We start from the raw sequence: 15243 nt of genomic DNA, 5'->3' as shown, positions 1-15243 counted from the left end.
ACAACCTCTGATTCACGGTGTTCAATTAGCAGCTGACCCTCGTTATTAGCTCAAAACGCTGATTTCACAACCTCTTCCTTAAGCGGTGTTTAAAAGCTTGCATCTGCGGTAATACGCCCAATCAAACGAAAAATATGAGAAGCTATTTTTGTTTGGCTGTTCTTATTACTTGATGCAGGACAGCTTTTTCACAACCTCTGTTTTTATTCATTCGATTTCAACGCATCAATCATATCGATATGCTTTAATTTGAAATGGGTAACGATCATCACAATAACCGTGAATACGATAGTTAATCCTGCTGATAAGACATAAGCCCACCATGTGATCACTAATGGAAAGATGACATTCTCCATAGACGCTTGTTGCAAGATGAAGTCAGTCAATATATATCCTACACCAAATCCTCCGATGATTCCTAAAAGAGTAAAGATGATATTTTCTCGAACAATGTACATCGTGACTTCTTTATCAAAAAATCCAAGGACTTTTATTGTAGATAATTCGCGTACACGCTCGGAAATATTGATATTAGTTAGATTATACAAGACGATAAAAGCCAGCAGTCCTGATAATACGACAAAGATTAAGACAACCGAGTCTAAGTTCGCCATTGATTCTTCTTGCGTTTCGATTTGTTTGGACATGAAAGACGTATTTGTCACAGCGTCTGTGGCAAGCAGTTTCTCGGAAAGCATTTCTTCTTCTTTTGTTGTCATCTTATCTGTACGCAGCAAAAATGCATTATCCATCATCGATTGATCAGTAACTGAAGCATAATATTCAGGGGACATATAAATAAAGCTACCTAGATAGTTTTTCACGATTTCTTTTACTTCGACTTTCCATTCTTTTTGATCTTCATCATAAAGCGAAATATGATCTCCTGTAGATAAGTCAAATAGTTCTGCTGCTTTTTGCGTAATAGCGATTCCTGTTTTAGGCAAGGAGCGTGGGTTCTCTTCAAGATCAGTTAAATGGATAAAACGATCCAAATCAGCTGTTTTACTTGGTACGATCACTGTCAGACTTTGCGAAGCATGTCCTTTTTTTCTCAATTCTACGGTTTGAGTATGAATAGCTAGGATCTCATTTACTTTTTCTTGCTTCTGCAGCATATCCGCTGCTTTTTGACGACTATCTTCCGTGGATGAATCCAATGTAACGATTGCTTGATAGTCAATGATCGGTCCAAATTGTTTGGCTGAGACAGAACTTAGAGAATCTTTCAATCCCACGCCTGCAACCATCAGCCCGGCACATCCAGCAATTCCGATAATCGCCATAAGCATTCTTGACTTATATCGGAAGAGATTTCGGTAACTGATTTTTTGATTAAAGCTAAGGCGTGACCACAGCGGAGTGATGTATTCAAGAAAAATGCGTTTCCCTGGCTTCGGTGCTTTCGGTTGAAGCAATGCAGCAGGCCGTTCTCTTAAATCTTTGAATAAAACGATCATTGCAGCGCCAAATGCGGCAATGAAGAATGCGGCAGCTGCTTGTAAAATCGGCGGCCAGTCATAAAAAATAAGCGCACTCCCAATATCATACCGCTCGTTAGACAGCTCAAAAATGATCCTTGGCAAAAGATTCGTTCCTAATATCGTTCCTAAAACAATGCCTATCCCTGAGGCTAGACTTGCATAGATTGCATATTTTTTTGCGATTTCAACTTTCGTATAACCTAACGCCTTTAATGTCCCGATTTCCCTGCGGTTTTCTTCTACCATACGTGTCATTGTCGTAAAGGTGATCAATGCAGCAATAAAGAAAAAGAAAACAGGAAAAACATTGGCAATCGCAGCGATACGATCAGACAGATCACCAAATTCTTGAAAACCGACATTTTCTGAACGTTCATTGTATAGGTATGATGGTTTAGTTAAATTTTCAATTTTTTCTGCATTTCGATTCAATTCTTCCTCTGCAGAGGCCAGTTCACGTTCTTTCTCAACTAATTGCCTTTCTTGTTCAGCAAGTTGAGCTTCTTGTTGAGATAATGTTTGAACAGCGATTGTTCGTTGCGCTTCAGGAAGCTGCTGGATAGTTGCTGACTGTTGCGCTAACTGTTTTTTAGCATCTTCTAACCGTGTTCTTGCTTGCGTTGTTTGTGCTTTGCCATCCGCTATTTTTTGCTGTGCCGGTTCTAATTCTTCGTTGGCCGATTTTTTCAGCTCTTCTAAGCGTTCTTCGGGTCGATCTTGTAAATACTTTTCTGCCTTTTCTTGATTTTGCTCCATTTTATCTTTGTAAGCTTTGCTGTACGTATTCAAATTCTTTGCGTTTGTAAAATCAAGATATAAGACAGAATAAATATCTGTTTTAAAAACGGATTCAGGTAAATAGACAAAATAATCGACGCTACCATTTCCGACGTTCGCGTATCCTCTCTCCAAATTGTTGATGAACAATGGAGAACGGACAAAGCCCGTGATGGTATACTCTTTTTCTTTCAATTCATCTGAATCAATCTGATAAATATCACCGATTTTATACCCTTCATCTTCCGCTTTTTCATCCAATACAAGCTGGTTTGGTTTTTCCGGGAGTTTTCCATCAGTTAATTGTAGCTTGTTCTGCTTGTTATTTTTGTTATAAGAAAATATTTGAATCACTTCGTTTTTGCCAGTATTGGAATAATAGATCTGTTTTCCTGTTTCTACTTTTGCATCTGGGATCTTTTCTGCTTGAGCAATATCTTTTTGTGTCAAGCCACCAGTAGAAACGATTTGCAAATCAGAAAGTCCTGCTGTACCAACATAGTGATCCATCGTTTTTTGCATGACAGGTCCAGCAGTTTTGACACCTACAAATAAAAGTGTTCCTAGCATGACAATAAGGATGATTGCAATGAATCGTCCTTTAGATTGCCGAATTTCGCGAAAACCTGCTTTAAGATATGTTCTTGTTTTCATAAAATCCCCCTACCATACAATCTCATCAATGGATGAAGGATGATCATTTAATTCAACAGACCTTACTTTAGCATCATTAATGTGAATGACTCTATCAGCGATGGGCGCTAAAGCAGAATTATGTGTAATGATCAAAACGGTATTGCCGTGTTGTCTGCTAGCGTTTTGCAATAATTTCAATACTTGCTTGCCCGTTTCAAAATCCAGCGCGCCTGTCGGTTCATCACATAAAAGAAGTTTGGGATTTTTAGCTAGTGCACGAGCAATTGAAACCCTCTGCTGTTCGCCTCCTGATAATTGGGACGGAAAGTTATTCAATCGATGAGCTAGGCCCACTTGCCTCAATACCTCTACAGGATCAAGCGCATCAGGAGAAACTTCCGTTGCCAATTCCACATTTTCTTTTGCTGTTAGATTAGGAACGAGATTGTAGAATTGGAAAACGAACCCTACATCTGTTCGTCGGTAAGCAGTAAGCTGTTTATCTGAAAATTGCGCAATATCTGTGTCATCAATAATGATCTGACCTTCATCAGGTGTATCCATCCCACCTAAAATATTAAGAATCGTTGACTTTCCTGCTCCACTTGGACCAAGTATAATCACTAATTCGCCTTTTTCAATTGAAAAAGAAATATCGTCATTTGCTGTAATGGTCGTTTCTCCCATTTTGTATCGTTTGTATTCATTTTTTACTTCGACATACTTCACTCTGATTCCTCCATTTTCACGATATTTCTCGCTATATCTATGCATAGAATGCGTTTTCTCACACTTATTTATTTTACCACTGAATTTCTCTAGACTAAAGAAAGGAATCCTTTATTTAGTTGACAAATAAACGATTTATGATTTACTTACATAAAAAACATTGTTATTTGAAAGAAGGAACATCATGAATGATTTAAAGGAAAATATGATTTTTGATTTATCAAAAACTGCTTTTGTCGCGATCGACATGCAAAAAGGGATCGTAAATAACGGTACACTCTCTCCACACACTGCACAATCTATTCTGTCAAACAATGATTTGTTAGTAAGAACATTGAAACGTACCGCTGCCTTGAAAGTTTTAGTGAACGTAGACATCTCCACTTTCCCTTATTTGAGTCAACAAACTGATATGGGTGGAATGACTGCTTCTGTACCTCCAGAATTCACTGACTTGTTGTTGAAGGATTCCTTGAAAGATACAAACAATATGTTGACTATCACAAAATACAATCCAAGTGCCTTTTTTGGTACTTCTCTTGATCTTCAACTTCGCCGGCGTGGAATCGAAACTATCATTTTAAGCGGTGTAGCGACAACAAACGGTGTATATGCTACTGCATTAGATGCCTTCCAACATGGGTATCATGTCGTACTTGCTGAAGATGCTTGCAGTGATCGTGACAAAGAATCCCATCAATTGTTCATAAAAAAGATATTTCCGAAAACTGCACGAGTACGCTCAACGAAACAAATAATCGAAGCTATCCAACAAAGCAAATAAGTACTGGCACACGTGATTTTCATTTACTTCTTTTTGATTTCATGGGAAAATAACCACAGGATTTAGATAGGAGTATGAACATGGTGAAAAAAAAGATCACAATCAAAGAAGTCGCTAAACTTTCCGGCGTTTCAATCACAACTGTCTCCTTGATATTAAATGGAAATACGGAGAAATTCAGTCCGAAAACTGTTCAGAAAGTTTTAGCTGCCAAAGAAGAATTAGGCTATCAGCCTGACTATTTTGCTAGACAAATGATTACCAAGGAAACGAAAACAATTGGTGTACTCGTTCCTGATATCACGAATCCATTCTTCAGTACACTGATGCGAGGAATTGAGGATATCTTGTATAAGCAGAATTTCGTCACGATATTATGTAATGCTGATTCTGATCATCAAAAAGAAATCGAATATCTAGCCGAGCTCACACGTCGAGGTGTGGATGGATTCATTATCGCGACTTCTGCTGTCTCTACAGATGCAATCAACGAAAATTTGAAAAAACAAGGCCGGCCCTTCATTGTTTTGGATCAGAAAAAATCTGAAGGATTTAGTGATGCCGTACGAACAGACGATTTTCGCGGTGGTTACCTAGCGGGCATGCACTTGCTTAGTCTAGGTCATCAAACGATCGCCCTTGTCTATCCTGAAAATCCGCCGGAAAATGTCCACGCTCGGATTGAGGGGTTTAAATCTGCTCTTGATGTTTACCAAATCTCTCACGACCAACTGATCCTCTTACCTACACAGTTCTCAAAACAAGGTGGCTACCAAATCACAGCAGAACTTCTTGATTCTGCTGCAACTGGTGTGTTTGCTTTAAATGATGAATTAGCTTTTGGATTATATCGCGGATTAGAGGAATCTGGAAAAAGCATCCCTGAAGACTACAGCATTATTGGCTATGATAATATAGATATGTGCGAGTATATCAAGCCGAAACTGACAACGATCGCACAACCGATCTTCGAATTGGGACAAACATCTGCCAAATTATTGTTAGATCGGATCCAATTCCCAGAAAAAGAATGGGAAGAAAAAAGATTACCTGTACGATTAGAAAAAAGATTTTCAACTGCACCCTTGAAATAGCTTTCAAGGTGTGCTATATTTTTATCGAACTATTAAAACGTTTTACTAAAACGTTTTAAAAAATAATTTTTCCCATCAAAATAAATGAGATAGTTGGAGGTTTGTAAAATGAACACGGTTACAGTAATTGGAAGTATTAATATGGACACTACCCTTCGTTTAACCAACATGCCCAAGCCAGGCGAAACGATGCATGCGCATGAGATTTTTCACGCTGGCGGAGGTAAAGGCGCCAACCAAGCAGTGGCAGCCAAACGTTCAGGCGCACGGACATCTTTTATTGGAGGCGTTGGGGCTGACAGCGAAGGACAACAGTTATTAGATCTACTGACAAAAGAAAACATCGATACATCTGGGATAGCTGAAATCCAAGGCGCCACAACCGGACAAGCAATGATTATGGTAGACGCAGCAGGAGAAAATAGTATCTTGATCCATGCAGGGGCAAATAATGCTTTCCATGAACAAGAAGTCCTAAAAAACAAGCAACTGATTACAAACAGTGACTTTATTATTGCTCAGTTTGAAAGTAGCTTAGATGCGACGATCCTAGCTTTTTCTATTGCAAAAGACGCAGGAAAAACAACGATCCTGAATCCTGCACCAGCTCGTGAAACGATTCCTACTGAACTACTTGAAAAGACAGATATCATTATACCAAATGAAACAGAAACAGAAATCATTACAGGAATCAGAGTGACAGATCATAACAGTTTGGTCGCAGCAGCCGAAAAACTCCATGAATTAGGTATTGGAACAGTAATCATTACACTAGGCAGTGCCGGCGCTTTCTATCATACAGAAAAAGAACACGGTATCGTCCCTGCTTTTAAAGTGGATGCCGTTGACACAACAGCCGCAGGTGATACATTTATTGGCGCATTAAGCAGCACACTTCAGCCAGACCTTAGTAACTTGAAAGAAGCGATCCTTTATGGAAATCTAGCCTCTTCTGTTGCTGTGCAGTCTTATGGTGCGCAACCTTCTATCCCTTACCGCGAAGCTTTAGAACAATCAGCAGTCTAAAATTAACAATGAGAGGAAGAAACAAACATGAAAAAAGGAAAAGTAATCAATTCAGATATTTCACGAGTAATCGCACAAATGGGGCACTTTGATAAATTAAGTATCGGGGATGCAGGCATGCCTGTCCCCTTTGGTACTGAAAAAATAGATTTGGCTGTCTCAAACGGTCTTCCAAGCTTTTTATCTGTTTTAGAAAACGTTTTAGAAGAACTTGAGGTACAATCGATTGAATTGGCGGAAGAAATAAAGACAATGAATCCGGAAATATTGGAAAAAATCAAATTATTGTTACCAGATACACCGATTAGCTTTATCCCACATGAAGAAATGAAAAAAGAGTTGAATAACTGTCATGCATTTATTCGTACAGGCGAAATGACACCTTACGCCAATATTATATTAGTGAGTGGAGTGGTCTTCTAATGGAAACGACAATGAATCCTGAACAGATGGTACTGTACGAGCAGATTCATATGCTGATTGAACAGTTGGGAGGAAAAGACAATATTGATTCTGTCCTTCCATGTGCGACTCGGCTTCGTATCAAATTGAAAAAACAGCCAGTAGCCAATGCAGAAAAATTAAAACAGCAAATCCCTTCCATTAAGTATTTCATTTTACTCGATAGATATGCAGAAATAATCATGGATCAGGGATTGGCTCCTGCTTACAAGGAATTGACGCGTCAAATCGATCATTCAGCTCCGAAAGAAAAGCTAAATCCGATCGAAAAACTATTTGGTTTGATATCGGAAATCTTTACGCCGATCATTCCGCTGTTTGCCGGTTCTGGTATATTAAAAGGTCTGGTTGTTTTAGCGACTACGATTGGCTGGCTTAGTGAAACAAGCGGAACTTATCATATTTTGTCTGCTGCGTCGAATGCCGTCTTTTATTTTCTGCCAATCTTTCTTGCTTTTTCTGCCGCCAAAACGTTTAAAGTGAATGGATATATTGCGGCTGTCATTGCTGCAGCACTGATTGAACCGAATCTGACCTCTTTACTTTCAGACAGTGGCAAAGCAGCTACTGATTTTCTGGGGATTCCTGTAGTACTGATGCAGTATACGTCTACTGTCATGCCGGCGATTTTAGGTATTTTCTTTTATTCTTTTGTTGAAAAATTCCTCAAAAAATATATTCGCGATAATATGCAATTAGTATTTGTACCTTTACTTTCATTAGTTATCACGGTTCCTTTGACGTTAATGGTATTCGGGCCTGCGGGTGTTTACCTTGGCGAAGGTTTAGCTGCCGCAATTACTTGGATGATGGATATTAACGGACCGATCAGCGGCGCAATCATCGCTGGTGGTTGGAATATTTTGGTAATATTTGGTATCCAATGGGCTGTAAACCCTGTCATGATCAGTAATATCTCTGCTTATGGGTTCGACCGAATCGTTCCGTTGACAGGAGCAGCCAATTTTGGAATGGCTGGTGCAGCTTTAGGTGTATTTCTACGAAGTAAACGTTCAAAAACTCGTTCGATCTCCGGTTCTGCTTTTGCTTCGATTTTACTTGCGGGAGTGACCGAACCAACTGTTTACGGAATTGCGATCCCATTGAAAAAACCATTTGTTGCTGCTTGCATTGGTGCAGCTGCTGGTGGAGCTGTAATGGGATTTGCCCAAGTGAAAGCGATCGCTTTTGTATTTGGTAGTCTGACCACATTGCCTGCATTCATTTCCGGTACTTTTTTCTGGTACTTAGCAGGACTGGCTGTTAGTCTAGTCGTAGCAATGATTACTACTCTCGTTAGCGGGTTTGATGAAGACCTAATGTCTTATGAATAGTTAATGAAAAAGACTGAAGTATGAGATGTTTATCACATATTTCAGTCTTTTTCTTTTTAGGATCATTATTTTTATAAATTTTTGTGATACTTTCCAAACTTTGGTATAATTTACATATGCATAACCATTTTTATCCCCACTTGTTTATCCCCAAACAAAGGTGGTCTATGCAATAAAATGAACGTCAAAGAAAAACGAATGAATGCTCGTTGCTTATTTACAAATTGTTTTATTTAGAATACACAGACAGATTTATGAAAAGAAAAAGCTTTTCGACACGATTATCTGTTCCAAAAAATGTCTAATGAATGCTGAATAAGACAGAAAATCAATGAAAGGAAAAGGACTAGTTTATTATGAAAAATAAAAAAACGATACGTTTGCTAGCTGCTACTTGGCTGATTGCTCCGTCCGTTTTGTCGACCAATACCGTATTTGCCGTAGATAATCAAACAGCAGATCAAACAGTCACAACAGATACGACTACATCCAGCTCAGCTACTAGTGAAACAACGGATTCTTTTACAGAAGACCCAACTGGAACAACTAACTCAACAACAGGATCGACCGAGCCAACTGAAATTGATCCGGCTGATCCATCAGAAAATGAAAAGCCAGCCGAGACATATTCCCTTACAATTGCTCCTTCTTTGATTGGTAAGATCCAACTGACTGCTTCGACAGCGGATTCCCCTGAACAGCAACCTTTGGATATTACGGAAAGTGGAACGGTAGAAGGTTTATTAGCGGAAACGAAGGTAACTTACACTATTACGCCAGCTGAAGGTGAACAAATTGCTTCAGTCGCTGTTAATGGTGCCAAAGAAGTAAATTATGATGCAAAGACCTTTACAGTAGGTACGAACAATTTATCTATTACTGCAGAATTTGAACCTGTACCGGATACTTCAACAGAGAAACCAACTGATCCTAGTGAAGAAGTCCCTAGTACACCAGATCCGGAAACGCCAAACAAACCAGATGTGGGTAATAACAACAATAACAACAATAATAATGGTTCAAATAATTCAAACAATAATAACAATAATTCGAACAACGGGAATTCTTCGAATCAAACAAACCCATCTGGATCGAATAACAATGGAAATACTCAGAGAGAACCAAACCATCCAAACAATGGTTCATCGAATGGCGGAACGAACAATGCTTCATCTCGTCCAAATACAGCAAATCAAAGCGGTATAGAGAATCCATCTTCTGCTTCTTCTGATTTTGTTGTAAAATCACCAATTGATGCTGTATTGCCTACAAATACAACGAATGTCCAACAAGCAATCGTTCGAGAAGCATTCGAGCATCTTGGAAAACCATATGTATGGGGAGCCAAAGGTCCAAATACTTTTGACTGTTCTGGTTTGACTTATTACGTATATATGAAAGCAACCGGTCATTATATCGGTGGCTGGACAGGCGAACAGCAATATGCAGGTACGCAGATTCCAGTAAGTCAGGCCCAACCTGGCGATCTCGTCTTCTGGGGACCTTCTTCCGGTGTTACTCACCATGTAGGTATCTATATTGGGAACGGACAATTTATCCATGCGCCCCAACCAGGAGATAAAGTTCGAGTAACTTCTATTTCAGATTTCACGCCTGATTTTGCTGTCCGAGTAAACTTAGCAGGTTTACCTGCTACTTCAGGCTCGCTAACTGGTTCATCTATTTTAGATGGATTAGATGGCTCGTTCCATTTCAGTCAAAACCAAACAACTGATCAGTTCTTGAAAAAGATTGCAGATGATGCACAGGAAATCGGGCAAAAAGAAGGAATCTACGCATCAGTCATGATGGCTCAAGCTATCCTTGAAAGTGGATCTGGAAACAGCTTATTATCAAGCGAACCAAATCATAACCTTTTTGGTATCAAAGGATCATATAATGGAAGCAGCGTGACCTTCAATACACATGAACAAGATAGTTCCGGACAAAGCTACCAAATCCGCGCACAATTCCGTAAATATCCTTCTTACAAGGAAAGTTTGGAAGACTATGCCGACTTGATCAAAAATGGACTGACTGGCAATCCTGATTTCTACAAACCAACTTGGAAGTCGGAAACAAAAGACTACAAAGAAGCAACCAAATATTTGGAAGGACGTTATGCTACAGATCGCCAATATTCACAAAAATTGAACGCGATCATCGAAGCGTACGACCTGACAAAATATGATGAACCGAAAAAAGAAGCAGCAACAACTGAAGAAGCAAACGCCGAAATCCTCAATATGTCTAAGCGATTCGATGTGCCAATCAAATGGACAACAGATGGCGTGCCAATCACAGGATTAGAATTTTCAACGATAAAACGCGTCAACAACGCTTCTTCCATCTTCCGTGTCGCTTCAATCTGGGATTTGTGGAACAATTTTACGGCAAGACAGATACCAGAAACAACTACTCGTACAGTTAAAGCTGCAACTGTTCCTGTACTAACCTTGTTAAGTTTAGACAAATCATTCTGGCTTGATCTGCCTTTAAAGAAATAGAATAAATTAAAAAGGGGATGTGACACTGTCACACTCCCTTTTTAATTTATTCTATTTCTTTATATTTATTTTGTATTCCGTTACAAACTCGCGTACTTGATTAGGTTCCAGAGTGACATCTCCAAAACTTTCAAGTCGCTCCGCTCCTGGCAGTTCTTGAGTCTCAAATGTGATACCGCCATGATTTACTAATTTATTCCCGCGCATTTCCGGTCCATCTTCTCCAAAATTTGCTGTAAAAATCACGATTCCTGAAGCATCTGTTTTTACTTGGATCGATACTTTTTCATCTAGGCTTGTCAATTCCGCAGCATTTAGTAAACCAGATTGTTTTTTCAACAAAAATGGATGATCGATACCGCCCACTATCATTGATTGGCGAAAATCACTGGCAAAGACCTCACCTAATTTTTTAGGACGTTGGAAGTCAAATGCTGTGCCACTTACTGAAACTACTTCTCCTGTAGGCGTTGTATCTTTATTGAGCGTAGCAAATAATCGGCTATTCAACCAAAGTATATGTTCGTCGATTGACTGTGCTGGATCACCGGTTAAATTGAAATAGACATGATTTGTAGGATTGAATACTGTTTTGCGGTCACTGATCCCTTGGACCGTCACTCGCCATGTATCATCGTTCGTCAGCGTATACCGTACTTCTACATCTAAAGTTCCAGGAAATCCGTTTTCCATGTCTGGGCTAGTCTGATAGAAAATAACCGATGCTTCGTTTTCACCATTGATGACTGTATAATGCCACTGCTTGGCTTCAAAGCTAGGTGCACCACCATGTAAACAATGACCAGTGTCCGGGTCTGTTTTTACTTCGAACGTTTCATCATCTAATTTGAATGTGCCATTCGTGATCCGTCCAGCCATACGTCCGATTGAAGCACCGATATAAGGGTCTTTTTCTAGATATTCTTTTGCTTCATCAAAACCTAAGATCAACTCTCGTTTTTCATTATCGATTATTGTTTGAAAATGAACAACCCGTGCCCCAAGATCACTGACAGACAAAGATGTCCCATTTTGATTCGTGATAGTAATCAAGTGATAGTTTTCGCCAAAATTTTGTTCATTGATTTCCATGTTCCTTGCACCCTCTTTTCTTTCATTTGCACTGATTCCAGTATACATAGAAACCGTTTTCTTAACAGCTTATTCCGTGAGTAACGAGAAAAAATTTACTATATTCTAATAAAAGACCGCGAAAAAAGGTTGTGACAAAAGTATTGTCACAACCTCTTTTTCCGAACAAACGGTGTTCAAAAGCTTGCATCTGCGGTAATAAGCCCAATCAAACGAAAAATATGAGGAGCTATTTTTGCTTGGCTGTTCTTATTACTTGATGCAGGACAGCTTTTTCACAATCTCTTTTTCAATACGATTCCAGTATATAACCATGTCGTCAGTACATAGTAGATGAAATACAATACGAAGAAGATCGTAAACGGAACCCAAATATCTTTGTATGGATTTTGCATGAATAGACCAAACATTTGTAATCCGAATAAGACATGGACTACACCTAAGATTCCTGGTGCTAAGAATAACACGCCTACTTCTCTACGGATCGATTGTTTAAGCAACCCGCGTCGTGTTCCTATCTTTTCAAGCATTTCATAACGAGCAATGTCACTCTTGCTTCCTGACAAGATCTTGAACATCAAACAGCTAGCAAGCATGGTCAAGAAAGCTAAACCTAGGAAGAATCCCATAAATTCAAAACCAGAGAATAGACCATTATACACTTCATACATTTCATATTTCTGGTTGCTGTACTCTACTTTTTGCAAAGATGGATTGTTCATTTTATTTTGAGCAACAAGTGTTTCGATTGGTTTCAGGTTTGCTTGGAAGTCTTTTACCTGAACTAGCTGTAAAGTGGTTTGTGGCAAGTTCAGTTGATCAAATTCTGATTGACTGACTACCTTGATTTCTTTTTCTTGCTGTTCCGGCAATTCATAGCTTCGAAGTTCCTCTTGTACAGTCAGTTCATTCATTTTTTCAGCAGGAACTTTTTCTTTCGTGATCTTCGGCGGTGTTCCATCTTCATGTTTTATCATGATCAATGGTTGAGCCGCAAATTCACTTGCATTATAGTAAATCGTTCCCGCATCTTCTTTTTGAGTATAAGAAGCAGAAAGTGTTGGTGAAAGTTCTTTGATTTTTTGCTGATCTTCTGCCCGAGGATTATTCATCACTAGATCATATCCAGAATTGTTTTCTGTCAAGTCTGCAATTTCATTTTTAAAACCTAATCCTACCGTCAAAGCGCCCAGTGCCAAGGCAAACAGCATAGCGACCATTGAGAGCATTTGTGTATATTCACGAATACGAAAGTTTAACTGTGACAATGTGAAATTGTTCAATTTTTTCAATGAAATCTGTTCTGATTTCTTTAGTAATGATAAAAAGAAAATGATCACAGAATGGAAAATGAAATAAGTTCCTAATACGATCGTAACTAAGGCTACTCCTATACCAAAGACTTGATAGGTCCCCACGTGTTTCATCATATAGTAACCGCAGCCTAGAAAAGCAATTCCCAGTACTACTTCAAGGAAAAACAAGAATTTATGCTGCTTGATTCTTGTTGGTGTCTGATCCGCACGAATCAATGCTAAAATCGGTTTTTTGACAATCGAAAAAGCATTGACAACAGCAGCTAATAAAAACAAAACAGCAAAAAACAAAACAGTGATCAACAACCCGTGAATACTAAAAGGTGTAAAATGCGAAATATTGAGATCTAACTGATCCACTAATAATCGGTGGACGATACTTGTCAATCCTACACCGACAGCTGAACCCACTAAAGTAGCTGCGATCCCTACTAAGAATGTTTCAGAAAAAATCATCTGTGCGATTTTTCTGCCTTTTGCTCCTAGCATCATAAACATTGCATAGTCTTTTTGCCGCATCGTCATCAAAAAGGAATTTGCATATAAAATATAAACGAATGTGATGATCCCTAGTAAAACAGAACCGAATCGGAAAATGATAACTGTAGCCGCAACGATCGTATTACTTTTCAAAAAAGCTTCGTTGCTTGCCATTGATTCAAACATGTAAAAAATAGCAGATGCCATAACTAATCCTGAGAATAACACCAAGTAGTCTCTTAAACGGCTCTTGATCCCAGTAAGTGATAATTTCCAAAGCATAGTCAATCTCCCCCTACTGTTCCAAGTTTCCAAGAATAGATAGTATTTCTCGATAGAAGGAATCACGGCTTTGATCTCCACGTTTCACTTCTTGATGGATACCGCCATCCTTGATGAATAAAATACGTTGGCAATAACTTGCAGAAAACGGATCATGCGTCACAAGAAGAATCGATACATGATCTTTTGTATTCAATTCGTCCATCGTATCTAAAAGATCCCGGGCACTTTTGGAATCCAGCGCACCTGTAGGCTCATCCCCTAATAGAATCGTTGGTTGTGTGATCAATGCACGTGCGGCGGCGACCCGTTGTTTTTGTCCACCGGAAATCTCAGAAGGATAGCTTTCCAAAATATGAGAGATGGATAAACGTTCTGCAATTTTTTGGACACGTTGCTTGATTTCTTTTGGTCTGACGCCTTGTAAAGAAAGAGGAACAGCGATATTTTCTTGTGCTGTCAAGCTTTCTAATAAATTAAAGTCTTGGAAAATAAAGCCAATCTCATTCGCACGAAAATCTGCTAGTTGATTTCCTTTTAATGTGGTCACATCTTTTTGATTGATTCGGATATGCCCATCTGTTGGTTTATCTAATGTGGATAAAATATTCAAAAGTGTCGATTTACCAGAACCAGAAGCGCCCATGATCCCAATAAATTCGCCTTTTTCTACATCGAAGCTGATGCCGCTTAATGCTTGCGTCTTTTTCTCATTGTTTTTTCCGTATACTTTTGTTACATTCTGTACTTCGACTATTTTGTTCATTTCTTTCCCTACCCTTTAATTAGTTTTTCCAGTGCTGTTTTCGGCACGTCTTTTTTTTCGACTTCTTCATACGAAGTGACACCTTTATTTTTGTTCCAGGTGATTTTTAAATATGCTCCTTTACGAAGCGGTCGAGTCAATTGTCCCTTGAAGTCCAGTTCTTTTTCCTTACCCTCTTTCGTATAGCCAGGCAGGATATATCTATAGTTGACTGTTTCTTGTCCAGAGTCTGATTTTGAAACTGTTTTTGTACCATCTGTCGTAATTTGTACATAGTATTCTTCTCCACCCATAACTACGTAATCTGCGATTTTCACCCCTGCAAGTACCACAACGATGAAAACAAGTAGACCGATCAGAAGTTTTTTCACTTTTTCCCCTTCTCTCTTACTTTATATACTGATTATAGAAAAAAGCGAACAATTCTGCCTTCGAATCAACTATCATTCTTCTTTCAATTTTGTCATTTTCTTT

At 38.9% G+C, this 15243-nt stretch carries 12 protein-coding genes; 6 read left to right on the top strand and 6 right to left on the bottom strand.

Features of this window, described 5'->3' with window-relative positions:
- Nucleotides 1-203: 203 nt before the first annotated feature.
- Complete coding sequence (locus tag ACIFUW_RS01900) at nucleotides 204-2915, bottom strand: FtsX-like permease family protein (protein WP_002301347.1); 2712 nt, start codon at nucleotides 2913-2915, stop codon at nucleotides 204-206.
- Nucleotides 2916-2924: 9 nt separating this feature from the next.
- The gene (locus ACIFUW_RS01895; RefSeq protein ID WP_002296067.1) at nucleotides 2925-3626 is read right to left on the bottom strand and encodes an ABC transporter ATP-binding protein; all 702 of its coding nucleotides are present in this window, start codon (nucleotides 3624-3626) and stop codon (nucleotides 2925-2927) included.
- Nucleotides 3627-3810: 184 nt separating this feature from the next.
- Here ACIFUW_RS01895 and ACIFUW_RS01890 point away from each other — a divergent pair, with 184 nt between their 5' ends.
- The 6 genes from ACIFUW_RS01890 to ACIFUW_RS01865 all read left to right on the top strand — a co-directional run bounded on the left by ACIFUW_RS01890 (nucleotide 3811) and on the right by ACIFUW_RS01865 (nucleotide 10833).
- Nucleotides 3811-4410, top strand: coding sequence for a cysteine hydrolase (locus tag ACIFUW_RS01890; RefSeq protein ID WP_002301349.1), 600 nt, complete (start codon nucleotides 3811-3813; stop codon nucleotides 4408-4410).
- A gap of 80 nt (nucleotides 4411-4490) precedes the next feature.
- Nucleotides 4491-5504, top strand: coding sequence for a ribose utilization transcriptional repressor RbsR (rbsR, locus tag ACIFUW_RS01885; protein WP_002298484.1), 1014 nt, complete (start codon nucleotides 4491-4493; stop codon nucleotides 5502-5504).
- A gap of 108 nt (nucleotides 5505-5612) precedes the next feature.
- Nucleotides 5613-6530: a ribokinase gene (gene rbsK / locus ACIFUW_RS01880; protein WP_002286294.1), complete on the top strand. Its 918-nt coding sequence runs from the start codon at nucleotides 5613-5615 to the stop codon at nucleotides 6528-6530.
- 27 nt (nucleotides 6531-6557) lie between these two features.
- Nucleotides 6558-6953 carry a D-ribose pyranase gene (gene rbsD, locus ACIFUW_RS01875; protein WP_002286295.1) on the top strand — a complete coding sequence of 132 codons (396 nt, stop codon included), beginning with the start codon at nucleotides 6558-6560 and terminating at the stop codon, nucleotides 6951-6953.
- Nucleotides 6953-8326 (top strand): PTS transporter subunit EIIC, encoded by a 1374-nt coding sequence (locus tag ACIFUW_RS01870; protein WP_002301351.1) that lies wholly within the window; start codon nucleotides 6953-6955, stop codon nucleotides 8324-8326. The genes rbsD and ACIFUW_RS01870 overlap by 1 nt, the downstream gene beginning before the upstream one ends.
- Before the next feature lie 356 nt (nucleotides 8327-8682).
- Nucleotides 8683-10833, top strand: coding sequence for a glucosaminidase domain-containing protein (locus ACIFUW_RS01865; protein ID WP_002321454.1), 2151 nt, complete (start codon nucleotides 8683-8685; stop codon nucleotides 10831-10833).
- Between the two features lie 51 nt (nucleotides 10834-10884).
- On the opposite strand, the gene ACIFUW_RS01860 is transcribed toward ACIFUW_RS01865, so the two are convergent.
- The 4 genes from ACIFUW_RS01860 to ACIFUW_RS01845 form a co-directional block, all read right to left on the bottom strand.
- Complete coding sequence (locus ACIFUW_RS01860; RefSeq protein WP_002301708.1) at nucleotides 10885-11925, bottom strand: aldose epimerase family protein; 1041 nt, start codon at nucleotides 11923-11925, stop codon at nucleotides 10885-10887.
- A 275-nt stretch (nucleotides 11926-12200) separates the two neighbouring features.
- A complete protein-coding gene (locus ACIFUW_RS01855; protein ID WP_002301709.1) occupies nucleotides 12201-14003 on the bottom strand; it encodes an FtsX-like permease family protein in 1803 nt (600 codons plus the stop codon).
- Nucleotides 14004-14016: 13 nt separating this feature from the next.
- Nucleotides 14017-14769 (bottom strand): ABC transporter ATP-binding protein, encoded by a 753-nt coding sequence (locus ACIFUW_RS01850; RefSeq protein ID WP_002286304.1) that lies wholly within the window; start codon nucleotides 14767-14769, stop codon nucleotides 14017-14019.
- An 8-nt stretch (nucleotides 14770-14777) separates the two neighbouring features.
- Nucleotides 14778-15140: a YxeA family protein gene (locus ACIFUW_RS01845; protein WP_002286306.1), complete on the bottom strand. Its 363-nt coding sequence runs from the start codon at nucleotides 15138-15140 to the stop codon at nucleotides 14778-14780.
- Nucleotides 15141-15243: the final 103 nt, after the last annotated feature.

This window comes from Enterococcus sp. PLH-Efm8 (assembly GCF_053011625.1).
Note: the sequence above shows the minus strand (reverse complement) of the source record. Positions and strands in the feature narration are given on the sequence as shown.

Bases quoted from the DNA above. Each gene is read 5' to 3' on its own strand.
- ACIFUW_RS01865 (WP_002321454.1), top strand. From the start codon at position 8,683: ATGAAAAATAAAAAAACGATACGTTTGCTAGCTGCTACTTGGCTGATT.
- ACIFUW_RS01870 (WP_002301351.1), top strand. From the start codon at position 6,953: ATGGAAACGACAATGAATCCTGAACAGATGGTACTGTACGAGCAGATT.
- ACIFUW_RS01855 (WP_002301709.1), bottom strand. From the start codon at position 14,003: ATGCTTTGGAAATTATCACTTACTGGGATCAAGAGCCGTTTAAGAGAC.
- ACIFUW_RS01860 (WP_002301708.1), bottom strand. From the start codon at position 11,925: ATGGAAATCAATGAACAAAATTTTGGCGAAAACTATCACTTGATTACT.
- ACIFUW_RS01890 (WP_002301349.1), top strand. From the start codon at position 3,811: ATGAATGATTTAAAGGAAAATATGATTTTTGATTTATCAAAAACTGCT.
- ACIFUW_RS01900 (WP_002301347.1), bottom strand. From the start codon at position 2,915: ATGAAAACAAGAACATATCTTAAAGCAGGTTTTCGCGAAATTCGGCAA.
- ACIFUW_RS01850 (WP_002286304.1), bottom strand. From the start codon at position 14,769: ATGAACAAAATAGTCGAAGTACAGAATGTAACAAAAGTATACGGAAAA.
- rbsK (WP_002286294.1), top strand. From the start codon at position 5,613: ATGAACACGGTTACAGTAATTGGAAGTATTAATATGGACACTACCCTT.
- rbsD (WP_002286295.1), top strand. From the start codon at position 6,558: ATGAAAAAAGGAAAAGTAATCAATTCAGATATTTCACGAGTAATCGCA.
- rbsR (WP_002298484.1), top strand. From the start codon at position 4,491: ATGGTGAAAAAAAAGATCACAATCAAAGAAGTCGCTAAACTTTCCGGC.